The organism is Solimonas soli DSM 21787 (assembly GCF_000474945.1).
Lineage (GTDB): Bacteria > Pseudomonadota > Gammaproteobacteria > Nevskiales > Nevskiaceae > Solimonas > Solimonas soli.
Genome location: NZ_AXDW01000001.1, coordinates 52,243 through 75,631, shown reverse-complemented (window position 1 = coordinate 75,631; position 23,389 = coordinate 52,243). Strand labels below are relative to the sequence as shown.

Below are 23,389 nucleotides of genomic sequence, written 5' to 3'. Positions count from 1 at the left end.
ATGTCGCCCCGCAACCCGTCCTCGCGGACGGGTTTTGTTTTTCAGGAGCGTGCATGTCCAAGCGGTTCGAGATCGCCATCATCGGCGCCGACAGTCCGATTGCCGAGGCGCTGTTCGAGCTGATGGCCGAACGCAAGTTTCCGGCCGGCGAGACGTCGGCGCTGGTGCTGGATCCGCAGTCCGAGGCCGACGTGCGCTTCGCCGGCGCGCCGCTCCTTCTCGAAGACGCGCGCACCTTCGATTTCACGCAGGTGCAGCTGGCGTTTCTCGCCGACGATGATGCGGAGCTGTCGGCGCAGGCCGAGCGCGCGGCGGACGCCGGCGCCGTCGTCATCGACGCGACCGGGCAGGCCTGGCGCGATTCGGCGATTCCGCTCGTCGTCCCGGAAGTCAACGCCAGAGCCCTGGCGCGTTTCAACGAGCGCGGCATCGTCGCCTCGCCGGACCGCCTCAACGTCGCCCTGGCGCCGGTGCTGGCGGCGTTGCACGCCGGGTTCGGGCTCGAGCACGTTTCGCTGACCGGCCTTCTGCCGGCGTCCGACGGCGGTCGCACCGCGCTCGAGGATCTGGCGCGCGAAACCACGGCACTGCTCAACGCGCGCTTCTACGAGCGTCGCTACTTCGCGCGGCAGATCGCCTTCAACGTGCTCGGCCAGGACGGCGACGCCGGCGTCGACGGCAGCACCGAACGCGAGCGCCGCATCGCCGAGGAGTTGCCCATGCTGCTCGGGCTGCCGCAGCTCACCGTGCGGGCCACGCTGCTGCAGGTGCCGGTGTTCTACGGATATGCGGCGAGTGCCGAGCTGCGCTTCGCGCGGCCGCCTGACGCGGCGGCGGCACAGGCGCTGATCGAGGCCCTGAGCGGCTTCACGGTGGAAGCCTCGCGCGTCGCCGAAGACGGCGCCACGCCGGTCACCGACGCGGCGCTCAACCCCGAAATCCGGGTCGGCCGCCTGCGCGTGCCGCGCGGCGAGGCACATGCGCTGCAGCTATGGCTGGTGGCGGACAATGTGCGTCGCTGCAGTGCCTTGAATGCATTGGCGAATGCCGAGATCGTCATCCGTGACTATTTATAAATCATCATGTATAAAAGGGCTTATACGCGTAATTTAAGCCGCAGCATGAAATCTCCTGTGGCGGTCGCCGGAAGTCCAAGGGGGGCTTGGAGGACTATGAAGCGCATCGTGATTCCCGTGGCGGGCGTCGTCACCGGTCTTTGGCTGTCGGCCGCCAGCGCGCTCGGGCTCGGCGAGATCCAGGTGCGCTCGCACCTCAACCAGCGTTTCGACGCGGTCATTCCGCTGAGCTCGGTGAGCAGCGACGAGGCGGCGAGCCTGCGCGTCGGTCTCGCCGGTGCCGACGACTTCGCGCGCGCCGGCATCGAGCATGCCGACTATCTGTCGACCCTGCGCTTCGCCGTGCGCACGGACGGCACGCCGCGCATCGAGATCCGCAGCGAGCAGGTCGCGCACGAGCCCTACGTGCAGCTGCTGCTCGATATTCGCGGCGGCGGCAATCGCATCCTGCGTCAATACACCGTGCTGCTCGATCCGCCGGAATTCAGCGTCGCCGACAGCGCGGCGCGGCGCACGACGCCGACGCCGATCGCCGACGTCGAGCCGGCACAGGCGACGGCGGTGCCCGCCGAGCCGCCGCCGGCCAGGCCGGCGCCCCGTCCGGCGCCGCCTCCCGCCGCGCCGGCACCCGCGCCGGTGCCGACGCCTTCGACGTCCGGCGCCGAGGCCATCACCGCCAACCCGGGCGAGCTCTATGGGCCGGTCAAGCCGGCCGAGACGCTGTGGAGCATCGCGACGCGCATGCGTCCGAATCCCGGCATCACCATGGATCAGGTCCTGCTCGCCATCTACAGGGGCAATCCGCGCGCGTTCGACGGCAGCATCAACGGCCTGCAGAAGGGCGCGATGCTGCGCGTTCCCGGCGCCGACGAGATGAAGGCCACGCCGGCCGCCGATGCCAAGGCGGAAGTCGCGCGCCTGCGCGGCCTGCCGGGGTCGGCCGTGCGCGCCGCGCCGCCGCCGCGCCGGCCACAGATCGAGCCGGCCAATATCGCGCCGCCGCCACCGGCATCGCCGAAGGTCGCGCAGCCCGCAGCCGAGACGCCGCCGCCGCCAGTCAGTGCGACCGGTGCCGCGCCGCCCGGCGCGCCGGCCTCCGGGCCGGCGGTCGCGTCTTCGACGGCCGCCGCGCCGGGCGCGAGCGATGCGGCGCCGGCGCCCGCCGCCAGCGTTGCCGCCGCGGCGCCGGCCCCGGCACCGGCGGCCGCCGAGCCGGAACCGGCCCCGACGAAATCGCAGCCGCTGCCGCCGCGTGAAGAGGGCGGGCTGCTCGAAAGCCTGCTGATTCCGCTCGTTCTCGGCCTGCTGCTGCTGTTCGGCATCGCCTATCTGTACTCGCGCTGGAAGCAGCGCCGGGCGGCGCCTGTCGCGCCGCCGCCGCCGACCGCGCCGCGTCGCATGCCGCTGGCGCAGCCTTCGGCCGGCAAGATGGCGGCCGCGGGTGTTGCCGGTGCGGGCGTGGCGGCGGCCGCGGCCGCGGCGGCGACCAACAAGCCTTCCGCCAAGGCCGAACTCGAGCGCCTGGAGAAAACGCTGGATACGGCGTCGGAAGCCGACATCGCCGCCACGCAACAGCTGCAGACGCAGACCCTGGCGGCGGCGCCCGCAGCCGCCGAGGCCGCCGCGCTGCCGCCGGTCGATTTCGACCTGACCGGACAGTTCGCGGCGCAGACCGTGCAGATCGATCTCGATGCCAACGACCCGGTGTCGGAGGCGGATTTCCATCTGGCCTACGGTCTGTACGACGAGGCGGCGCTGCTGCTGAAGCAGGCGGCGGCCAAGGAGCCGGGCCGTACCGACATCGCCGTCAAGCTGGCGGAGACGTATTTCGCAGCCGGCAAGGTCGCGGAGTTCGAGGAGACGGCGGCGACGCTCAAGGACAGGCTGCCGCCGGCCGAGTGGCAGAAGCTGGCGATCATGGGCCAGCAGCTCGATCCGGCCGCGCCGCTGTTCGGTGATGCCGCGACCGCGACGCTGGAACCCGATCTCGACCTCGGCTTCGCGGCGACCGAAGTCGCGGCGCCGACGGCCGAAGCCGAGATGCCGGCCGCCCCGGCCGCCCCGGCCGCACCTGCTGCCTCGACGCTGGACTTCCAGCTCGACGATCTCGAACTGTCCTCGCTCGATGCCGGCAAGCTCGATGAGCCGAAGCCCGAGCCGGGCAATGCCGTCGAATTCGATCTCGGCGATTTCGACATGGGCGAGCCGCCGGCTGCACCGGCCGCGCCGCCAGCGCCGACCCCGGCCGATCGCGGCAACACGCTGGACTTCGATCTGAGCGGTTTCGATGTCGATCCGCCGCCCAGCGCGCCGCCGCCGGCGCCCGCGCCGGCAGCGGAGATTCGCCTCGACGAATTCGATTTCGACGCGGTGCCGACCGACGCCGGCGAGATTTCCGGCGACGAGGCCGGCACCAAGCTCGATCTGGCGCGGGCCTACGTCGACATGGGCGACAACGAGATGGCGCGCGGCCTGCTCAACGAAGTGCTGCAGCAGGGCAGCACGGCGCAGCAGCAGGATGCGCGCGAGCTGCTCGGCCGCCTCGGCTGAGAGACGGCTCGGACGCGCGCAGCCTGATGCGGGCAGGGTAGGCGGGTGGCGCGTTACGCGGCCGGCGTCGAATACCTCGGCACCGCCTACTCGGGCTGGCAGGCGCTCAGCGGCCGGCACACGGTCCAGGCCGAGCTCGAACGCGGGCTCGGCCGCGTCGCCGACCATGTCGTGACGATCACCGCCGCCGGTCGCACCGACGCCGGCGTGCATGCGCTGCAGCAGGTCATCCATTTCGACACCGACGCCACGCGCAGCGACTACGCCTGGCTGCTCGGCACGAACTCGAACCTGCCGGACGACATCAGCCTGCGCTGGGTGCGGCCGGTGCCGCTCGAATTCCATGCCCGGTACCGCGCGCTCGAACGCCGCTACCGCTACGTCATCCACAACCATCGCGCGCGCAGCGCGCTGCTGCTCGGTCGCGCCGCGCATTGGCCGCGCACGCTGGACGCCGAGGCCATGCACGCCGCCGCGCAGGCCCTGGTCGGCGAGCACGATTTTTCCTCCTTTCGCGATTCGCAGTGCCAGTCGCCGACGCCGATGCGCAAGGTGCATTGCATCAGCGTGTTGCGCGCCGGCGACTTCGTCGTGCTCGACATCGCCGGCAATGCCTTCCTGCATCACATGGTGCGCAACATCACCGGCACGCTGGTCGAAGTCGGCCTCGGCAGGCGGCCGCCGGCCTGGGTCGCGGCAGTGCTGGCGGCGCGCGATCGCACGGCGGGCGGCATGACGGCGCCCGCCGAAGGGCTCTATTTCGTGGGGCCGCAATATCCGGCAGAATTCGCGCTCCCGAAACCGCCGACGCCGTGGTTCCCGGGAGCGTAAGTGTCGCGCAGCGACGCCACCGCCCCTCGCCCGCACAGCGGGAGGGGGAGGACCATTCGCGGGGCGAATGGTGGCGTGAGGGCCGCGCAGCGGTCGTGAAGCAACGAACAAGGTTCCCGTGTCCCGCATCCGCATCAAGTTCTGTGGCCTGCGTCGCGCCCGCGACGTCGACGCCGCTGTTGCGCTGGGCGTCGATGCGATCGGTCTGATCGTGGTGCCGGCGAGCCCGCGCTGCGTCGATCTCGAACTCGCCGCGAAACTGCGCAGCCGCCTGCCGCCGTTCGTCAGCAGCGTGCTGCTGTTCAAGGACCCCGATGCCGGCTTCGTGCAGGAAGCGATCGACGCCGTGAAGCCGGACCTGCTGCAGTTCCACGGCGCCGAGCAAGCGGACTTCTGCGCCAGCTTCGGCCTGCGCTATCTGAAGGCGATCGCGATGGGCGGCAAGGTTGCCTTGCGTCGCGAAGCGCGGCGCTACGGCGACGCGGCGGGCCTGCTGCTCGACAGTCATGCGCCGGGCGGCCTGGGCGGGCGCGGCCAGACCTTCGAATGGAAGGCGCTGCCGAAAGTCGCGATGCCGCTGGTCCTTGCCGGCGGGCTCAATCCCGACAATGTCGCGCGCGGTATCGCCGCGCTGAAACCCTATGCGGTCGACGTCTCGAGCGGCATCGAACGCAAGCCTGGCGTCAAGGACGCCGACAAGATGCAGGCCTTCGTCGCCGCCGTGCGCCGGGCCGAACGCAAACTGGAGCGCGAGTCGCCCATGAGGAAGCTGTGATGAGTTACGACTATCCCGACAAGAAAGGCCATTTCGGCCCCTACGGTGGCCAGTTCGTCGCCGAAACGCTGATGGAGCCGCTGCGCCAGCTGGAAGCGGCGTACCTGCGGCTCAAGGACGACCCCGCCTTCATCGCCGAGTTCGACCGCGATCTCGCCGACTACGTCGGCCGGCCGTCGCCGCTGTATCACGCCGAGCGCCTGACGAGGAACTGGGGCGGGGCGGAAATCTGGCTGAAGCGCGAGGATCTCAATCACACCGGCGCGCACAAGGTCAACAACACCATCGGCCAGGCCCTGCTCGCCAAGCATCTCGGCAAGACGCGCATCATCGCCGAGACCGGCGCCGGCCAGCACGGCGTCGCCAGCGCGACGATCGCCGCGCGACTCGGCCTCAAGTGCGTGGTCTACATGGGCGCCGAGGATGTGCAGCGCCAGTCGCCGAACGTCTATCGCATGAAGCTGCTCGGCGCCGAAGTGCGGCCGGTGCACAGCGGCACGAAGACGCTGAAGGACGCCATGAACGAGGCGCTGCGCGACTGGGTCACCAATGTCGACGACACCTTCTACGTGATCGGCACCGTCGCCGGCCCGCATCCGTATCCGATGCTGGTGCGCGACTTCCAGTCGGTGATCGGCCGCGAAGTCATCGAGCAGAGCGCCAGGAAGTTCGGCACCCAGCCGGATGCGCTGCTCGCCTGCGTCGGCGGCGGCTCGAACGCGATCGGCCTGTTCTATCCCTTCATCGGCTACGACAAGGTCGCCATGTATGGCGTCGAAGCCGGTGGCAAGGGCGTGGAAACGCCGGATCACGCGGCGCCGCTGACGGCCGGCAAGCCCGGCATCCTGCACGGCAACCGCACCTACATCATGGCCGACGAGAACGGCCAGATCCTCGGCACGCACTCGATCTCGGCCGGGCTCGACTATCCGGGCGTCGGGCCCGAGCATTCCTGGCTGAAGGACAGCGGCCGCGTCAGCTATGTGTCGGCCACCGACGATGAAGCGCTCGCCGCCTTCCACGAGCTGACGCGCCTGGAAGGCATCATCCCGGCGCTCGAATCCTCGCACGCGATCGCCTACGCGAAGAAGCTCGCGCCGAAGCTCGGCGCCGGCAAGCGCATCGTCGTCAATCTCTCGGGGCGCGGCGACAAGGACATTTTCACGATCGCCAAGCTCGAAGGCATCTCGCTGACATGAGTCGTCTCAAATCCCGTTTTGCTGCGCTCAAGGCGCAGAACCGCAAGGCGCTGGTGCCGTACATCACCGCCGGCGATCCGCAGCCGGACGTCACCGTCGGCCTGATGCACGCGCTGGTGCGCGGCGGCGCCGACGTCATCGAGCTCGGCGTGCCGTTCTCCGATCCGATGGCCGACGGCCCGACCATCCAGCTCGCCTGCGAGCGCGCGCTGAAGCACGGCACCGGGCTCTGGCAGATCCTCGACATGGTCGCCGAGTTCCGCCGCACCGACGCCGACACGCCGGTCGTGCTGATGGGCTACCTGAATCCGCTCGAGACGCGCGGCGTCGAGGCCTTCGCCAAAAAGGCGCAGGCGAGCGGCGTCGACGGCGTGCTGCTGGTCGATCTGGCCGTCGAGGAAGCCGACGGCTATCTGCCGACCCTGCGCGCGCACGGCCTCGACTGCATCTTCCTGCTGGCGCCGACCAGCCCCGACGACCGCATCGCGGCGATCGCGCGCGAGGCGAGCGGGTATCTCTACTACGTGTCGCTGAAGGGCGTGACCGGCACGGCGACGCTCGACGTCGCCAGCGTCGCGGCGGCGCTGGCGCGCATCCGCCGGCACACGGACCTGCCCTTGGCGGTCGGCTTCGGCATCCGCGACGCGGCGTCGGCGCGGGCGATCGGCGCGCTGGCCGACGGCGTCGTGGTCGGCAGCGCCCTGGTCGCCGAAATCGAGCGCCTGCAGCTGCAGCCGCAGGCATTGCCGGGGATCCTGCAGGAAAAGCTCGCCAGTCTACGCGCCGCCCTTGACAGCCTGGCCCCGGACGCGGCACAACGCTAAGGCCGACGGACCGGTTAACATATTGGCTTCGCCACACCCCATGACCGAATCGATGAGCTGGCTGGACAAGGTTGCTGGATCGAAGCTGCTGACCTCGGGCGCCCGCAAGCGCAACGTTCCCGAGGGCCTGTGGACCAAGTGCGAGAGCTGCCAGTCGGTGCTTTACCGCGCCGAGCTGGAGCGGACCCTCGAGGTCTGCCCGAAGTGCGGCAATCATCGTCCGATCGGCGCGCGCGCGCGCCTCAACACCTTCCTCGACGTCGACGGACGCGAGGAACTCGGTGCCGACATCGGCCCGCGCGATCCGCTGAAGTTCAAGGACAGCCGCAAGTACACCGAGCGCATCAAGGAAGCGCAGGCCGATACCGACGAGAAAGACGCGCTGGTCGTCATGCGCGGCCGTGTCATGGGCCTGCCGGTCGTGGTCTCGGCCTTCGAATTCAGCTTCATGGGCGGCTCGATGGGCAGCGTCGTCGGCGAAAAGTTCGTGCGCGGCGTCAACGCCTGCCTCGAACACGGCACGCCATACATCGTCTTCAACGCCTCCGGCGGCGCGCGCATGCAGGAATCGCTGTTCTCGCTGTTCCAGATGGCGAAGACCTCGGCGGCGCTGGCCCGGCTGGCCGATCGCGGCCTGCCGTTCGTGTCGGTGCTGACGCATCCGACCATGGGCGGCGTGTCGGCGAGCTTCGCGCAGCTCGGCGACATCCAGATCGCTGAACCGCGCGCGCTGATCGGCTTCGCCGGCCCGCGCGTGATCGAGCAGACCGTGCGCCAGAAGCTGCCGGAAGGCTTCCAGCGCGCCGAGTTCCTGCTCGAGAAGGGCGCGATTGACATGATCGTCGACCGCCGCGAGATGCGCGAGAAACTGTTCCGCATTCTGGCGATGCTGACGCACTTCGCGCCGGCCGACGCCAAGTCCGACGCGGCGCCCAGCGAAGCGCGATAGATACCCGAGCAGTGCCGGTACGTTCCTCCCGCAGTCTCGATGAGTGGCTGCGGTTCCAGGAGACCTTGCATCCGCGTTCGATAGCGCTCGGCCTCGAGCGCGTGCGCGCCGTCGCCGCGCGTCTCGGCCTGCCGCATCGCGGCCCGCATACGCTGACCATCGCCGGCACCAACGGCAAGGGTTCCAGCGCCACGCTCGCCGCCGGCATCTACCGCGCCGCGGGCTACCGGGTCGGGCTGTACACCTCGCCGCACGTGCTGCGCTACCCGGAGCGCATCCAGATCGACGGCCGCACCGCCGACGATGCCGCGCTGTGCGCCGCCTTCGAGGCGATCGACGCCGCGCGCGGTGATGTGCCGCTGACCTATTTCGAGTTCGGCACGCTGGCCGCGCTGTGGCTGTTCCGCGCCGCGCGCGTCGAGGTGCAGGTGCTCGAAGTCGGTCTCGGCGGCCGGCTCGACGCGGTGAACCTGGTCGACGCCGACGTCGCGCTGCTGACCAATGTCGGGCTCGATCATCGGGACTGGCTCGGCGACAGCCGCGAGCAGATCGGCGCCGAGAAGGCCGGCATTTTCCGCGCCGGGCGGCCGGCGGTGCTCGTCGAACGCGCGCCGCCGGCCTCGGTGCTCGACGCCGCGCGGGATGTCGGCGCGCCGCTGCTGCGCCTCGGCGGCGAGTTCGATTACGCCGTGCTGCCGGACGGCGGCTGGAGCTGGCGCTGCGGCAGCGAGACCTGGACGCGCCTGCCGCGCCCGGCGCTGGCCGGCGCCGTGCAGTACCAGAACGCCGCCGGCGTCCTGGCCGCGCTGCAGGCCGGCCTGCAGCGCCGGCCGCTGCGCCGCGACGATTGCGAGCGCGGCCTGGCGCTGCTCAGGCTGCGCGGCCGTTGCGAGTCGTATCGCGGCGTGCTGCTCGACGTCGCGCATAACGCCGAGGCCGCGCAGGTGCTCGCCGACTTCCTGCGGCGCGAGACGGCGGCGCCGCGCGCGCTGGTGCTCGGCATGCTGGCCGACAAGCCGGTCGGCGAGGTGGGCCGGCTGCTGGCCGGCGCGGCCGATCATCTGTACGCGGTCGGCCTCGACGGGCCGCGCGGCCTGTCGGCCGCGGCGCTGCAGGCGCGGCTGCGCGAGGCCGGCGTCGACAGCCAGACCTGCGACAATATCGGCGACGCGCTGCGCCGGGCGCGACGCGCGGTCGGCGACGCCGGCAGCGTCGTCGCCACCGGCTCCTTCCTGACCGTGGCCGCGGCGATCAACGAACTGGATGCTTCACGACCCTGATGCAGATGGATGACAAGTTCAGGCGCCGCGCCGCCGGTGCCGCCGTGTTGCTGGTCGCGACCTTCGTGATCGTGTCGATCCTGCCGACGCCGGAGCAGGCGGCGCAGCAGCCGGGCGTCGACGTGGTGACGATTCCGCTGCACGAGGTCGCCGGCGGCGAACCGCCGCCGCCCTCGGCCGCCAACATGCCGCCGACGCTTGCCGCGCCGCCGCCGGCGACGCCGGCGCCCGCGCATGAAGGCGAGGGCACCGATGCGCAGGAGGCCGACATCGCCGGCGACGACGACGGCAGCGGCGAGGCCGAGGCGCGCAAGCCGGTGCAGCTCGCGCTCGAGCCGTCGCTGAAGGAACAGGAAGCGGCGCCGGCCGCGCCGCCGCCGAAAGCGGCCGAGGGCAAGCCGGCCGAGGCCGGCGCCGCGAAGCCGGCACCGAAGCCGGCCGACAAGCCGGCGGCGAAGACAGCGCAAAAGACAGCGGAAAAAGCGCCGACGGCCGGCAAGCCGGTCGAGAAGGCCGTGGCGCCGGCGTCCGCCAAACCCGCCGACAAGCCGGCCACCGCCGCCAGGGCGAGCGACAAGCCGGAGACGGGCGCCTGGTCCGTGCAGGTCGGCGGCTTCTCCGACATCGCGCGCGCGCGCGCCGTGCAGGACAAGCTGAAGGCGCTGGGGCAGAGCAGCTTCATCTCGCCGCTCGATACCGCCAGGGGCACGCTGTACCGCGTGCGTGCCGGCCCGTATGCGACGCGCGAGGCGGCGCAGGCGGCGCAGGGCAGGCTCAAGGGCGGCGGCTATCCGGAGGCGCGCGTCGTCGCGCCGTGAATCGCCGCGGCGCGGGCTTGAACGGCCGCGCCGCGCATCCATTGAGGAAGCGCCCCTTGCCCTGCGTCGCCGCGCGGCGGGGCCGCAAGAGAAGTTCTCCTTCGGCGGCGGCTGTCACGCAGTGGTAAAATCGCCGCCACTCCAAGCCGCGCGCCCGCATGACCTGGATCGACTACTGCATCGCCGCCCTTGCGCTGATTTCCGTGCTGGTCGGCATCCTGCGCGGCTTCACGCGCGAGGTGCTCAGCCTCTCGACCTGGATCATCGCCTTCGCCGTCGCGGCGCTGTTCGGCGACAAGGCGGCCGGCTTGCTCGAAGCGCGCATCGCCGATCCGGCGCTGCGCGAAGCGGTGGCCTGCGGCATCGTCTTCTTTCTCACGCTGGTGTTCGGCGCCATCGTGACCCACATCGCCGTGCAGGCCGTCCGCGACAGCCGCTTCTCGGCTTCCGACCGCACGCTCGGCGGCGGCGTCGGCGTGCTGCGCGCGGCGATCGCCCTCGTGCTGTTCGTGCTCATCGCCGGGCGCATGGGCGCCGCGCAGGATCGCTGGTGGCAGCAGTCGGCCGTGGTGCCGCACTTCGTCGGCATCGCCAAGGGCGTCGAAACCATCATTCCGCAGCGCTGGCTCGATTTCCTCGAGCCGGCCTCGTCCGCTGCCAAACCGACTTCTTCTACGGATTCTTAGCCATGTGTGGAATTGCCGGAATCGTTTCGCAAACCGCCGCCGTCAACTCGGATCTGTTCGACGCCCTGACCATGCTGCAGCACCGCGGCCAGGACGCCGCCGGCATCATCACCAATGAAGGCCATCGCCTGTATCTGCGCAAGGAAAACGGCCTGGTGCGCGACGTCTTCAACGCCGACGAGCAGATGGCCAAGCTGCGCGGCAACATGGGCGTCGCCCATGTGCGCTATCCGACCGCCGGCAGCTCGACCACCGCCGAGGCGCAGCCGTTCTACACCAACACGCCGTTCGGCATCTCGCTCTCGCACAACGGCAATCTGACCAACGCCGAGGAGCTCAAGCAGGAGCTGTTCCTCGAAGACCGCCGTCATCTCAACACCGAGTCGGACTCGGAAGTGCTGCTCAACGTCTTCGCGCACGAGCTGCTGCAGCGCGGCGTGCTGCGCCTGACGCCGGACGACGTCTTCGCCGCGGTATCCGGCGTGCATCTGCGCTGTCGCGGCGCCTATGCCTGCGTGGCGATGATCACCGGCTACGGCGTCGTCGGCTTCCGCGATCCCTACGGCATCCGCCCGGCCGTCTACGGCGTGCGCGAGACCAGCAAGGGGCCGGATTACATGATCGCCTCGGAGTCGGTCGCCCTGAACGCGCTCGGTTACGAAATGCTCGGTGACATCCTGCCCGGCGAGGCAGTGCTGATCACGCTCGACGGCAAGCTGCACAAGCGCCAGTGCGCGGCCAACCCGATCTACTCGCCGTGCATCTTCGAGCACGTCTACCTGGCGCGTCCGGACTCGGTGATCGACGACATCTACGTCTACAAGGCGCGCCTGCGCATGGGCGTGAAGCTGGCCGAGAAGATTCTGCGCGAGTGGCCGGACCACGACATCGACGTGGTCATCCCGATTCCGGACACCTCGCGCGTCGCCGGCGCCGAGCTCGCCGCGCGTCTCGGCGTGCATTACCGCGAAGGCTTCATCAAGAACCGCTACATCGGCCGCACCTTCATCATGCCGGGCCAGGCGCAGCGCAAGAAGTCGGTGCGCCAGAAGCTCAACCCGGTCGATCTCGAATTCCGCGGCAAGAACGTGCTGCTGGTCGACGACTCCATCGTGCGCGGCACGACCTCGAAGGAGATCATCGAGATGGCGCGTGAGGCGGGCGCCAAGAAAGTCTATTTCGCGTCGGCGTCGCCGCCGGTGCGCTATCCGAACGTCTACGGCATCGACATGCCGACCTCCAGCGAGCTGGTCGCGCACGGGCGCAGCGTCGACGAGCTCGAGAAGATGCTCGGCGCCGACCGCCTGATCTACCAGGACCTCGAGGATCTGATCGACGCGGTGCGCGCCGGCAACCCGAACATCTCGCGCTTCGACTGCTCGGTGTTCACCGGCGAGTACATCACCCAGGACGTCACGACCGAATACCTCAACCAGCTGGAGCTGTTCCGTTCGGACGCGGCGAAGGCGGCGCGGCGCAAGGCGCAGACCGTCATCGAATTGCCGAACGCTTGACCCAGCGCGGTCCGGCGGCGGCGCGGCCCGATCCTGCACCGGCCGTGCTCGCCGTGCTTCGGCACCGCTGTGCGCGGCAAGCGCGGCCTCGAACCGCTCGCGACGCCGTCTCGCGCTTCATCGAAAGCCTTGCCGTCGGAAGCTTTTCGTCTTACCTTTGCGCGCGCGCCGATTTGCTCCCAGCTTGCAGGCGCGGCGGCCTCGGGTCGCCAATAAATGTCGCTAAACGGGGCGCGAGCCCGTTTGGCATGGAACGATGCTGGCGGGCTTTTTCATTGCCCGCAGGAGTGAGGCAGTGAACGAATTCTTCGATCCGGACTGGGGCAGCGCCACGCTCGGCGTGCGCGCCGCCGAGCCGCGCACCGGCAACCGCGAGCATTCGGCGTCGATCTCGATGACCTCGAGCTACGTCTTCGAGAGCGCCGCGCAGGCGGCGGCGGTGTTCGCCGGCAGCGAGCCCGGCTACATCTATTCGCGCTTCACCAATCCGACCACCGAGGCCTTCGAGAAGCGCCTCGCGGCGATGGAAGGCGGCGAGAGCTGCGTGGCGACGGCGAGCGGCATGGCGGCGGTGCTGACGCTGTGCCTGTCGCTGCTCAGGCAGGGCGATCACGTCGTCACCTCGAGCGGCCTGTTCGGCTCGACGATCAACCTGTTCAACAATGTGCTGAGCAGGTTCGGCATCGAAGTCAGCTACGTCGCGCAGGGCGATCTCGCCGGCTGGGAGCAGGCGGTGCGTCCGAGCACGCGCCTGCTGTTCGCCGAGACGCCGACCAATCCGCTGGTCGAGCTGGTCGACATCGCCGCGCTCGCCGACATCGCGCATCGCCATGGCGCGCTGCTCTGCGTCGACAACTGCTTCCTGACCCCGGTGCTGCAGCAGCCGCTCAAGCTCGGCGCCGATCTCGTCATCCATTCGGCGACCAAGTACATCGACGGCCAGGGCCGCTGCGTCGGCGGCGCGATCGTCGGCGACGCGCAGCGCGTCGGCAAGGACGTGTTCGGCTTCATGCGCACGGCCGGACCCTGCCTCAGTCCGTTCAACGCCTGGGTGTTCCTCAAGGGCCTGGAGACGCTGGCGGCGCGCATGAAGGCGCACTGCGAGAACGCGCACGGTCTCGCCGAATGGCTCAGCGAGCAGCCGACCGTCAAACGCGTGTTCTACCCGGGCCTGCACACGCATCCGCAGCACGCGCTGGCGCAGCGGCAGCAGAAGGGCTACGGCGCGGTCGTCGCCTTCGAGGTCGAAGGCGGCCGCGAAGCGGCGTGGAAGGTGATCGACGCCACCCGGCTGATCTCGATCACCGCCAACCTCGGCGACACGCGCACCACGATCACCCATCCGGCCAGCACCACGCACGGCCGCATCAGCGCCGAGGCGCGCGCGCACGCCGGCATCGGCGAGGGCCTGCTGCGGGTCGCCGTCGGTCTCGAGGATCTGCGGGATCTCACCGCCGACCTCGGCCGCGGCCTCAGGCTCTAGGCCAGCACGCAGCCGGCGATGGACGCGGCAGTGCGCAAAGCCTGGCATGCGGCCCTGGCGGAGACCGACGCCGATCTCAAGTGCGCGCGCGTCGCCGCGCTGCGCGTCGACGTGGCCGCGGCCTGCGACGACGATCCGCGCGCGGTGCCGGGCCGGCCGCCGAAGCCCGTGCTGATCTCGCCGCGCGACGTGCCGCGGCGCGGTCTCGGCACGCGCGAGGGACGGGCGGCGCTGCTGCACGCGGTCGCGCACATCGAATTCAACGCCGTCAATCTCGCGCTCGACGCCGGCTGGCGCTTCGCGGGGCTGCCGGCCGCCTACTACGCCGACTGGCTCGGCGTCGCGCAGGACGAGGCGCGCCATTTCCTGCTGGTGCGCGCGCGGCTGCGCGCGCTGGGCAGCGACTATGGCGAGCTGCCGGCGCACAACGGCCTCTGGGAAGCGGCCGAGAAGACCGCGCATGATCCGCTGCTGCGCATGGCCCTGGTGCCGCGCGTGCTGGAAGCGCGCGGCCTCGACGTGACACCGGGCATGATGGATCGCCTGCGCGACGTCGGCGATCGCGACACGGTCGCCGTGCTCGAGGTGATCCTGCGCGAGGAAGTGCGGCACGTCGAGATCGGCACGCGCTGGTTCCGCCATCTCTGCGCCGAACGCCGCCTCGATCCCGACGCCACCTGGACGCGCCTGCTCGCCGAACACGGCGTGCGCCTGCATCCGCCCTTCAATCTCGCTGCGCGTCGTGCCGCCGGCTTCAGCGATGCCGAGCTGCCGGCGGCGGCCGGTGCGTGAATCGCGGTGAGCGGCGATACTGTAGACCCTGCCATCACCGCTTCGACCATGCCGCACGATCACGCCCACGCCGACGATGCGCACGACCATGGGCACGACCACGGTCACGAGCGGGCCGCGCCGGGCACGCAACAGGCCGGCGGGCAGCGGCACGCGCATGATCACGACGGGCATGGCCACGCCCATGGACCGCATCTGCACGGCGCCGGCGCCTCGGAGCGCAAGCTGTTCTGGGCGCTGTGGCTGACGGCGGGCTTCATGCTTGCCGAAACGGCAGGCGGCATCATTTCCGGCTCGCTCGCGCTGCTCGCCGACGCTGCGCACATGCTGACCGACGCCGCGGCGCTGGCCATGGCCTTCGCCGCCGTGCGCGCGGCGCGGCGCCCGGCGACCCTGGCGATGAGCTACGGCCATCACCGCTGGCAGGTGCTCGCGGCCTTCGTCAACGGCCTCGGCCTGCTCGCCCTCGCACTGTGGATCCTCGTCGAAGCCGGCCTGCGGCTCTGGCAGCCGGTGGACGTGCAGGGACGCATGGTCGTCGTCGTCGCCGTGCTCGGCCTGCTCGTCAATCTCGCGGCTTTCGCGGTCCTCTCCGGCGGCGAGCAGAACCTCAACGTGCGCGGCGCCCTTGCGCATGTGATCGGCGATCTGCTCGGCAGCGTCGCCGCGCTGCTGGCCGGCGGCCTGATCTGGTGGCGTGGCTGGATGGCCGCCGATCCGCTGCTCTCGGCACTCGTCGCCCTGCTCATGGTGCGCAGCGGTTTGGCGATCGCGCGGCAGTCGGCGCACGTGCTGCTCGAAGGCGCGCCGGACGGTCTCGACGAGCGCTCGATCGCCACCGCGCTCGAAGCCGAGATCGCCGCGGTCGCCAGCATCCACCATGTCCACGCCTGGTCGCTCAGCGACGATCGGCCGATCGTCACGCTGCACGCCACGCTGCGCGACGACGGCGGTCGCGACGCCGTCCTGCAGGCCATCCAGCGCGTCCTGCAGGAACGCTTCGGCATCACCCACAGCACCATCCAGATCGAAGAGACGGCCTGCGCCGGCAGCGGCGCCGTCTGCCGCTGAAGCCGCGCGCGGCGTCCGTCACGGCGCCGGCACTGTCGGCGCGCGCAATGAATGCCGATGCCGGCATGCGGCCGCGGCGCCCGCTCATTCCTCGTCGAGCGGATTGCGAATGTTGCCGCCGCTCGGCCGGCCCGGTCGATGCGGCTGCGCCTGCTGCGCCTTGTGACCGCGCGGCGTCGCCTGCTGCGGTGGCGTGGCGTCGTTCGCCGCAGCGCCGCGACCGAGTTCGGCGTTGGCGTCGAGGCGGCGTTCGAGTTCGATCTTGCGGGCGCGGGGCCCGCGCTGCTGTTCCCTGGCCATGCTGCTCTCCGTTCATTGCGACGGCCGATGCGGTCGTCGTGCGTGGCGGACGGCAAGCGCGATGCCCGCACGCGGCGCGGCGCGACGGCCCGAGCCGCGCCGATGAATGGCTCCGGCAGGCTTGAGATTGTCGTTTTGCATGGCATAGTAGGACGCGAAGTCGGGGATCGGGGAATCGGGGGCGTTCACGGACGAGCGCGAGGAGACCGATTCATGCGATTGCGGCATCGCTGGCAGGGCCTGACTGCCATCCGCATCGAGCGGATCGCCATGGAGCGGCGCCATGGCGGATGAGGCGCGGGCCCCGTTGGTGCTGGTCGCCGACGACCGCGACATCAATCTTCAGCTGATCGGCGACGCGCTCGAGCAGGCCGGCTACGCGATCATGCCGGCGCGCTCCGGCGACGAAGCCCTGGCGCGCGCCAAGGCGCGGCGGCCCGATCTGGTTCTCCTCGATATCCTCATGCCCGGCATGGACGGGCGCGCAACCTGTCGCGCGCTGCGCGAGGCCGGCTTCGCCGACGTGCCGGTGATCTTCGTCACCGGCGCCAACGACGGCACGGTGCTGGTCGACGCCTTCGCCGCCGGCGCCGTCGACTACATCACCAAGCCCTTCCTCATGGAGGAGCTGCTGGCGCGCGTGCGCACGCATCTCGATCTGAAAATCGCCCGCGATCGTCTCGCCGAGATGGTGCGCGAGCGCGAGGAGGTGGCGCACATCGTCGCGCACGATCTCAAGAATCCGATCGGCGCCGTGCTGTTCGCCGCGCGCCTGCTCGGCGACGCCCGCGACGAGAAACGCCGCGACGAACTGCTCGGCGACATCGTCGGCGGCGCCGAGCAGGCGCTGCAGTTCATCCAGCGCTTTCTCTGCGGACCGGAGGAGGGCCGCCTGCGCGGCTATCACCCCGAGCCGATCGAGTTGCGCGAGGTCGCGGTGCACGCGGCGCGCGCGCAGAAGCCGGCCGCCGAGGCGCGCGGCATGGACATCGTCGTGCGCGGCACGGCGCAGGCCTGCGCCGACCCTTTCGTGGCGCGCAACGTCGTGCAGAACCTGCTGTCGAACGCCATCCGCTACGCGCCGGAGCGCTCGCCGGTCGAAATCGAGATCAGCGATACGCGCACCGGGCACGCGCGCCTGCTGGTGATGGACCGCGGCCCCGGCATTCCCGACGCGATGCGCGGCCGCCTGTTCCGCCGCTACGCGCGCCTGCTCGGCAAGGAAGCCGCGGCGCCCGCCGCTGCGCCGCATTCGAGCGGGCTGGGCCTGGCGATCGCCAAGCGGGACGTCATGCAGATGGGCGGCCACCTCTGGTACGAACCGCGCGTCGGCGGCGGCGCCGTGTTCGGCATCGAGCTGCCGAAGCAGGCGTTCATGGAGGCCTCGTGACCGCCGCGCGCCGCGCAAAAGAGAAGGAACGGCCCGCGCGGACGCATGCCTCCATGGCGGCTGCGAGCGTGCGGCGACGCCAGCGTTCGGGCGCCGCGCGGAGACCGGCTCCTTCATGCTTCGTGCCAGCCGCCGGCGCATCGCAAGGCGCTTCAACAGTCGGCGCCGAGCCGCAGATTTCTCACGCCGCGCGCGCATCGGTGCACGCGCGGCGCCTGCCTGCAGCCTGCACGATCGCCGGCGCCGGGCCGGCAATCTGCAGGCAGCGCGCGGCCGCGCGTGTTCGGCATCCCGCAGCTGCGACGCGCATCGCGCGACGTGGCACGCGCCGTGCCTCGATTCGATTCCACGCCCTCGCGGCGTCCTGCCAGGGAAGGTGAACAGCATGCCCGACAGCACCCGGTCCGACCCGACCTCGACGCAAGCCGAGGCGCTGACCGTTCTGCTGGTGGACGACGACGCGGCGCTGCTGCGTCTGTTCCGCCGCTGCCTCGACGACGCCGGCTATCGCGTGCTGACCGCGTCGTCCGCGGCGGACGCCGAGTTCGCCGTGCGGCGCACGCCGGTCGACATCTGCGTGCTCGATCTCGATCTCGGCGATCGCTCCGGCATCGAACTGCTGCCGGCGCTGCGCGAAACCGCGCACGGCCTGCGCGTGATCATGGCGACGGCGACCGACGAGGTCGCGGTCGCGCTCGACGCGATGCGCGCCGGCGCCAGCGACTATCTCGTCAAGCCATGCACGCCGGAGCAGTTGCTCCACGCCGTCGCGCAGCAGGCCGAGGCGCGCCGCCTCGAACGCCGCGTGCAGGCGCTGGAGAGCGAGGGCGAGGCCAGGGAGCGGCCCGACCTGTCCACCGCCAGCCCGGCGCTGCGCAACGCCATCGATCTGGCGCGCCGCGTCGCCGGCACCGATGCCGGCGTGCTGATCCTCGGCGAGAACGGCACCGGCAAGACCATGCTGGCGCGTGCCATCCACGACTGGAGCCCGCGCCGGCGCGCCGCCTTCGCGACCGTCAGCTGTCCTTCGCTGTCGGCCGAGCTGCTCGCCAGCGAGCTGTTCGGCCACGTGCGCGGCGCCTTCACCGGCGCGACCGACAACCGGCCGGGCCGCGTGCAGATCGCCGAGGGCGGCACGCTGTTCCTCGACGAGATCGGCGATCTGCCGATGAGCCTGCAGCCCAGGCTGCTGCGTTTCCTGCAGGACCGCGAGTACGAGCGCGTCGGCGACCCGCACACGCGCACGGCCAACGTGCGGGTCATCGCCGCGACCAACCAGGATCTCTCGCGCATGGTCGCCGAGGGGCGCTTCCGCGAAGACCTGTACTACCGTCTCAACGTCGTCAGTCTGTCGCTGCCGCCGCTGCGCGAGCGCCGCGAGGACATCATGGCGATCGCGCAGACGCTGATCGTGGAGCTGGCGCGCCGCTACGACCGGCCGGCGCGGCTGCTGTCGCCGGCCGCGTCGGCGGTGCTCGCCACGCATGCCTGGCCCGGCAACCTGCGCGAACTGCGCAACGCCATCGAGCGCGCGGTGATCGTCTGCGACAGCGACACGGTACGTCCCGAACATCTGCCGTTCAACGGCGCCGCCGTGGCGCCGCAGGGCGGCCTGCGCGCCGGCGATCCGGTCAGCCTCGAGGATCTCGAGCGCGCGCACATCGAAGCGGTGGTTGCGACCTCGCCATCGCTGGAGGCGGCGGCGAAGCTGTTGAAGATCGACAGCTCGACGCTGTATCGCAAGCGCAAGCAATACAACAGGGCCTAGGCGGACTGTGGATTGCCGCGCGCAGGAGGCGCAGACAGCCAAGGAGAATGCTCATGGCGGCAACCAAGAAGGCGGCAGCGAAGAAGCGCGGCACCACGCGCAAGTACGGCAAATCGGCCTCGAAGCGCGTCGGCGCGGCCCTGCATCGCGCCAAGCGCGGCACGCTCAAGAGCGGCAAGGGCGGCAAGGGCGGCACCGTGAAGAGCCGCAAGCAGGCCATCGCCATCGGCCTGTCCGAGGCGCGCAAGAAAGGCGCCAAGGTGCCGGCGCGGCGGCGCAGCACGGCGCGGCGCAGGAGTCGCGGCGCTCCGCGCTGAGACGGGCCGGCAGGGGATGGGCCGCCGCGGCGCGGCCCATCCCGGCGCCCGTCAGTGCCGGCTGCCGATGAGCACGCCGCGCGGCCTGCCGTCCTCGGCGGCCTCGCGCCGGTCGTCGGCCTGATCGGCACTCGCTTCGGCGCGGTGCACGGCGTCGCTCACGCGTTCGACGCGGATGCGGTCCTCGATGTCGCGCACGCCGATGCAGCGCTCGCAAAGATCCTCGATGCGATGCTTCATGGCGCGATCGGGCACCGTGCCTTCGAGGATCACCCTGCCGTCCTGCACCTGCACGCTCACCTCGCGCACGTCGATGCCCGGCTCGTGGTAAAGACGTTCGCAGACGTCGTCGCGGATGCGCTCATCGGAGCGTGTGTAACCCTTCGGCCCGCGCTCGGCACGCCAGACGCCGCCAGCTGCCGGCCCGGCGCCGAAGCGCGCTGTCCGGCGCGCGCCGAGCGAGCCATAGTCGCGATCGTCGCCGCGCTCGCGGCCCTCGTCGCGCGGCGCGCGGCGCTGCCACTCGTCGCGTCGCCGATATCCGTGGCCGCTGCCGCCGTCGGGCGCGTGCGCCTGGCCCCGGGAACGGCCGCCCTCGAAGTCGATGCCGCCGTCGCGCCAGCCTTCGTCGCCTTGCGCGAAGCGGCCCTCGGGCTGGTAGGCGTCGCGGCCGCGATGCATTTCGCGCGCGTAGCTGGTGGCCTCGGGATAGCCGTAGCGATCCTCGTCCCAGTCGTCGCGACGCCACCGCGGGTGCTCGTCGCCGCCCGGCGCCGCGCCGCGCGAATCGACGTGGCGCACCTCGCGATTGCCCCAGGAGCCGCCCGGCGGTTCGAGATCGGAATCGTTGCTGCCGGCGCCGCCATAGCCGTGCGCGCCGCGCTGGTGACCGCCGCCGACGGGATCGCGGCGGCGGCGCTCGTAGTCGTCCGGATGACGGGAGAAAGGTCTGCGCATGGAAGAATCTCCGGTGGGATGCGGGGCATCGACGGCCGCAAGCCGCGTGCCCTGCGCGCTCAATGCGCGCGCGCGGCCGGCTTGCGACGCGCCAGCGTGCCGACCGTGGCCACCAGTTCCTCCGGATCGACCGGCTTGGCGAGGTGAATCTGGAAGCCGGCCATCAGCGCGCGCATGCGATCGTCGGCGCCGGCATAGCCGGTCAGCGCGACCGCCGGCAGGCGGCGCTCCAGCGCCACGTCGCGCGCGCCCTCCAGCGCGCGCAGCTGGCGCAGCACGTCATAGCCGCTCTCGTCGCCGAGCGCGATGTCGCAGATCAGCACTTCCGGCCAGGCGTCGGACGGCAGGCGGGCGAGCTGCTCGATCGCGGCATGACCGGAACGCGCGGTCTGCACGCGGGCGCCGCGGCTTTCGAGCACTGCGCCAAGCGCCTCGCGCGCGTCGTCCTCGTCGTCGATCGCCATCACGCGCAGGCCGTCCAGCGATCCGAACGGCCGCACGCCGTTTTTCTCGCGCGCCGGACGGATTTCGTCGACCGCGCGCAGCGGCAGCTCGACGCAGTAGCGCAAGGCGCCGTCGCTGTGCTCGGCGAGATCGAGCGTGCCGCGGTTGAGCTCGACCACCGAGCGAGCGCGCAGCGGATCGAGCGGCAGCTCGCTGGCGCGCGGCGCCGGCGGCGGTTCACCGGCGCCCGCGCGCTGGCCGGCGACGACGACGCGCGCATGGGGGCCGGCGCGTTCCACTTCCAGTTCGATGCGGCCGCCGGCGGCGCTGAGATCGATGACGCTCGTGCACAGGTCCCAGAACAGCTTCTGCAGGCCGCTCGGATCGCCGGTGACGCGCGAACTCTGCTCGTCGAGCGCGGTGTAGAGGGTGATGCTGCGCGCCTCCAGCACCGGGCGCAGCGCGTCGACCACGCCGGCCAGCAGGGCGAGGAGATTGACCGGCTGCATCGCCAGCTTCTGCTCGGTCTTCTCGATCTCGCCCTGGGTCTGCTGCAGGGCCCACATCTGCGCGTAGAGACCGTCGGCGGCGAGCAGTTCGGCGTGGCGGCCGCGCTCGACGACGCGGCCGCGCTCCAGCACGAGGATCTGGTCGGCGTCGACGACCGTCGACAGGCGATGCGCGATGACCAGCGTGGTGCGGTCCCTGGAGATGCGATCGAGCTCGGCCTGGATCGCGCGCTCCGAGCGCGTGTCGAGCGCCGAAGTGGCTTCGTCGAAGATCAGGATCGGCGGATTGCGCAGCAGCGCGCGGGCGATGGCGAGGCGCTGCTTCTCGCCGCCGGACAGCTTGAGGCCGCGCTCGCCGACCGGCGTGTCGTACTGCTCGGGCAGATTGCCGATGAACTCGTGCACGTGTGCGGCGCGCGCCGCGTCGATCACGCTCGCGAGCGAAGCCGGCGGCCGGCCGGCGCCGAGACCCGGCTGACCGTAGGCGATGTTGTAGGCGATGCTGTCGTTGAACAGCACGGTGTCCTGCGGAACGATGCCGATCTGCTGGCGCAGACTGGCCTGCGTGACCTCGCGGATGTCGCGGCCGTCGATCAGCACGCGGCCCTGCTGCGGATCGTAGAAGCGCAGCAGCAGGCGCGCGAGCGTGGACTTGCCCGAGCCGCTGCCGCCGACCACGGCGACCGTGCCGCCCGGCGGGATCGTGAAGTCGACATCCCACAGCACCTGCCGCGCCGCGTCGTAGCCGAACGACACCGCTTCGAAGCGCACCTCGCCGCGCGTCACCTGCAGGGTCGGCATGCCGGGCCGCTCGATGACGTCGGCCGGCTGCCGCAGCAGGCGCAGCAGGCGCTCGACGTCGAGCATGGCGTCCTTGGCCTGGCGGAACACGAAGCCGAGCGAGTTCAGCGGCAGGCAGACCTGCAGGATGTACGAGTTGATCAGCACCAGGTCGCCGACCGTCAGGATGCCGGCGGCGACGCGCTGGCCGGCGTAGAGCATCACCGCGCCGACGCCGGCCGCGATCACCGTGCTCTGCGCGACGTGCAGCGTCGACAGCGCGTGCTGGGTGCGCAGGGCGATGCTCTGGCGCTCCTCGAGCAGCGCGTCGAGCCGTTGCGATTCGTAGCGCTCGTTGGCGAAGGCCTTGACCGTCTCGTAGTTCAGCAGGCTGTCGACGATGCGGCCGTTGGCGCGCGCATCGAGCTCGATGCGCTGCCGCTGCAAGGCTGCGCGGCGCTCGGTCAGCAGGCGCGTGGCGACCGTGTAGGCGACGAAGGTGACGATGATGATGGCGATGAACGGCCAGGCGTAGGCCGCCGCGATGATCGCCACCACGGCGCCGATTTCGACCAGCGTCGGCAGGATCGTCAGCAGCGCCATGCCGAGCAGAAAGCCGATGCCCGCCGTGCCGCGCTCGACGTCGCGCACCACGCCGCCGGTCTGCCGCGTCAGGTGGAAGCGGGCGCCGAGCGCATGCAGGTGCGCGAAGGCGCGCCGCGTGTAGTCGGCGACGATGCGTTCGCTGATGCGCGAGAAGACGATGTCGCGCAACTCGTTGAAGACGCCGCCGGCGAGGCGCAGCAGCGCGTAGGCCAGCAGCAGGAAGACCGGCAGGATGCCGAGAGATTCCGGATGGCTGAAGCGGTCGACGATCTGCTTCAGCAGCGCCGGCACGCCGACGAAGGCGAGCTTGCTGGCGACCAGCAGCGCCAGCGCGAGGCCGGCACGCGCGCGCCGGCGCCAGACGGCGCGCGCCAGCGCGCGGAACACCTCCCGGCCCGGCGACGCGGCCGCCGCCGGATCGTTCGCCCTCGGCATCGGCGCCGAGCCGCGCGCGGCCTAGGTTTTCATCG

The 23,389-nt window shown here is 71.0% G+C and carries 21 protein-coding genes; 17 read left to right on the top strand and 4 right to left on the bottom strand.

Translation table 11 applies throughout. The annotated features are described in order from the left end of the window. Positions 1 to 53 precede the first annotated feature (53 nt). From K344_RS0100350 to K344_RS0100285, 14 genes are all read left to right on the top strand, one after another. Positions 54 to 1,076 (top strand): Asd/ArgC dimerization domain-containing protein, encoded by a 1,023-nt coding sequence (locus tag K344_RS0100350; RefSeq protein ID WP_028079008.1) that lies wholly within the window; start codon positions 54 to 56, stop codon positions 1,074 to 1,076. Between the two features lie 96 nt (positions 1,077 to 1,172). Then, positions 1,173 to 3,626 (top strand): motility hub landmark protein FimV, encoded by a 2,454-nt coding sequence (locus K344_RS0100345; protein WP_028079007.1) that lies wholly within the window; start codon positions 1,173 to 1,175, stop codon positions 3,624 to 3,626. A gap of 45 nt (positions 3,627 to 3,671) precedes the next feature. Continuing rightward, a complete protein-coding gene (gene truA, locus K344_RS0100340) occupies positions 3,672 to 4,457 on the top strand; it encodes a tRNA pseudouridine(38-40) synthase TruA (protein WP_028079006.1) in 786 nt (261 codons plus the stop codon). Positions 4,458 to 4,575: 118 nt separating this feature from the next. Next, the gene (locus K344_RS0100335; protein ID WP_043113413.1) at positions 4,576 to 5,232 is read left to right on the top strand and encodes a phosphoribosylanthranilate isomerase; all 657 of its coding nucleotides are present in this window, start codon (positions 4,576 to 4,578) and stop codon (positions 5,230 to 5,232) included. Next, positions 5,232 to 6,431 carry a tryptophan synthase subunit beta gene (gene trpB / locus K344_RS0100330; RefSeq protein ID WP_028079004.1) on the top strand — a complete coding sequence of 400 codons (1,200 nt, stop codon included), beginning with the start codon at positions 5,232 to 5,234 and terminating at the stop codon, positions 6,429 to 6,431. The genes K344_RS0100335 and trpB overlap by 1 nt, the downstream gene beginning before the upstream one ends. Beyond that, positions 6,428 to 7,255, top strand: a complete 828-nt coding sequence (gene trpA, locus K344_RS0100325) for a tryptophan synthase subunit alpha (RefSeq protein WP_028079003.1) — start codon at positions 6,428 to 6,430, stop codon at positions 7,253 to 7,255. Before trpB ends, trpA begins: the two co-directional genes overlap by 4 nt. Positions 7,256 to 7,295: 40 nt before the next feature. Next, positions 7,296 to 8,204 carry an acetyl-CoA carboxylase, carboxyltransferase subunit beta gene (gene accD, locus K344_RS0100320; protein ID WP_028079002.1) on the top strand — a complete coding sequence of 303 codons (909 nt, stop codon included), beginning with the start codon at positions 7,296 to 7,298 and terminating at the stop codon, positions 8,202 to 8,204. 11 nt (positions 8,205 to 8,215) lie between these two features. Then, the gene (gene folC, locus K344_RS0100315) at positions 8,216 to 9,484 is read left to right on the top strand and encodes a bifunctional tetrahydrofolate synthase/dihydrofolate synthase (RefSeq protein ID WP_028079001.1); all 1,269 of its coding nucleotides are present in this window, start codon (positions 8,216 to 8,218) and stop codon (positions 9,482 to 9,484) included. A gap of 5 nt (positions 9,485 to 9,489) precedes the next feature. Further along, positions 9,490 to 10,302, top strand: coding sequence for an SPOR domain-containing protein (locus tag K344_RS0100310; RefSeq protein WP_169729218.1), 813 nt, complete (start codon positions 9,490 to 9,492; stop codon positions 10,300 to 10,302). A gap of 158 nt (positions 10,303 to 10,460) precedes the next feature. Continuing rightward, positions 10,461 to 10,988 carry a CvpA family protein gene (locus K344_RS19405; RefSeq protein ID WP_051361715.1) on the top strand — a complete coding sequence of 176 codons (528 nt, stop codon included), beginning with the start codon at positions 10,461 to 10,463 and terminating at the stop codon, positions 10,986 to 10,988. 2 nt (positions 10,989 to 10,990) lie between these two features. Next, positions 10,991 to 12,502, top strand: a complete 1,512-nt coding sequence (gene purF / locus K344_RS0100300; RefSeq protein WP_028078999.1) for an amidophosphoribosyltransferase — start codon at positions 10,991 to 10,993, stop codon at positions 12,500 to 12,502. A gap of 295 nt (positions 12,503 to 12,797) precedes the next feature. Further along, positions 12,798 to 13,985: an O-succinylhomoserine sulfhydrylase gene (locus tag K344_RS0100295; protein ID WP_028078998.1), complete on the top strand. Its 1,188-nt coding sequence runs from the start codon at positions 12,798 to 12,800 to the stop codon at positions 13,983 to 13,985. 18 nt (positions 13,986 to 14,003) lie between these two features. Continuing rightward, entirely contained in the window at positions 14,004 to 14,777 is a 774-nt protein-coding gene (locus K344_RS0100290; RefSeq protein WP_028078997.1) for a ferritin-like domain-containing protein, read from the top strand. Between the two features lie 48 nt (positions 14,778 to 14,825). Further along, positions 14,826 to 15,848 carry a cation diffusion facilitator family transporter gene (locus K344_RS0100285; RefSeq protein WP_028078996.1) on the top strand — a complete coding sequence of 341 codons (1,023 nt, stop codon included), beginning with the start codon at positions 14,826 to 14,828 and terminating at the stop codon, positions 15,846 to 15,848. Between the two features lie 84 nt (positions 15,849 to 15,932). On the opposite strand, the gene K344_RS0100280 is transcribed toward K344_RS0100285, so the two are convergent. Further along, the gene (locus K344_RS0100280) at positions 15,933 to 16,148 is read right to left on the bottom strand and encodes a hypothetical protein (protein WP_028078995.1); all 216 of its coding nucleotides are present in this window, start codon (positions 16,146 to 16,148) and stop codon (positions 15,933 to 15,935) included. 12 nt (positions 16,149 to 16,160) lie between these two features. Beyond that, the gene (locus tag K344_RS23745) at positions 16,161 to 16,433 is read right to left on the bottom strand and encodes a hypothetical protein (protein ID WP_157622693.1); all 273 of its coding nucleotides are present in this window, start codon (positions 16,431 to 16,433) and stop codon (positions 16,161 to 16,163) included. On the opposite strand from K344_RS23745, the gene K344_RS0100275 reads away from it, so the two are divergent. The 3 genes from K344_RS0100275 to K344_RS0100265 all read left to right on the top strand — a co-directional run bounded on the left by K344_RS0100275 (position 16,432) and on the right by K344_RS0100265 (position 19,623). Next, complete coding sequence (locus K344_RS0100275; RefSeq protein WP_028078994.1) at positions 16,432 to 17,538, top strand: hybrid sensor histidine kinase/response regulator; 1,107 nt, start codon at positions 16,432 to 16,434, stop codon at positions 17,536 to 17,538. The two genes, K344_RS23745 and K344_RS0100275, sit on opposite strands and share 2 nt — an antisense overlap. Positions 17,539 to 17,923: 385 nt before the next feature. Beyond that, a complete protein-coding gene (locus K344_RS0100270; protein ID WP_051361800.1) occupies positions 17,924 to 19,306 on the top strand; it encodes a sigma-54-dependent transcriptional regulator in 1,383 nt (460 codons plus the stop codon). A 53-nt stretch (positions 19,307 to 19,359) separates the two neighbouring features. Further along, positions 19,360 to 19,623, top strand: a complete 264-nt coding sequence (locus tag K344_RS0100265) for a DUF6496 domain-containing protein (RefSeq protein ID WP_028078992.1) — start codon at positions 19,360 to 19,362, stop codon at positions 19,621 to 19,623. A 51-nt stretch (positions 19,624 to 19,674) separates the two neighbouring features. Here K344_RS0100265 and K344_RS22680 read toward each other — a convergent pair whose 3' ends face one another. Then, on the bottom strand, positions 19,675 to 20,580 hold the full coding sequence (locus K344_RS22680) for a BON domain-containing protein (protein WP_051361712.1): 906 nt from the start codon (positions 20,578 to 20,580) through the stop codon (positions 19,675 to 19,677). Between the two features lie 59 nt (positions 20,581 to 20,639). Continuing rightward, positions 20,640 to 23,354: an ATP-binding cassette domain-containing protein gene (locus K344_RS0100255; protein WP_051361711.1), complete on the bottom strand. Its 2,715-nt coding sequence runs from the start codon at positions 23,352 to 23,354 to the stop codon at positions 20,640 to 20,642. Positions 23,355 to 23,389 lie beyond the last annotated feature (35 nt).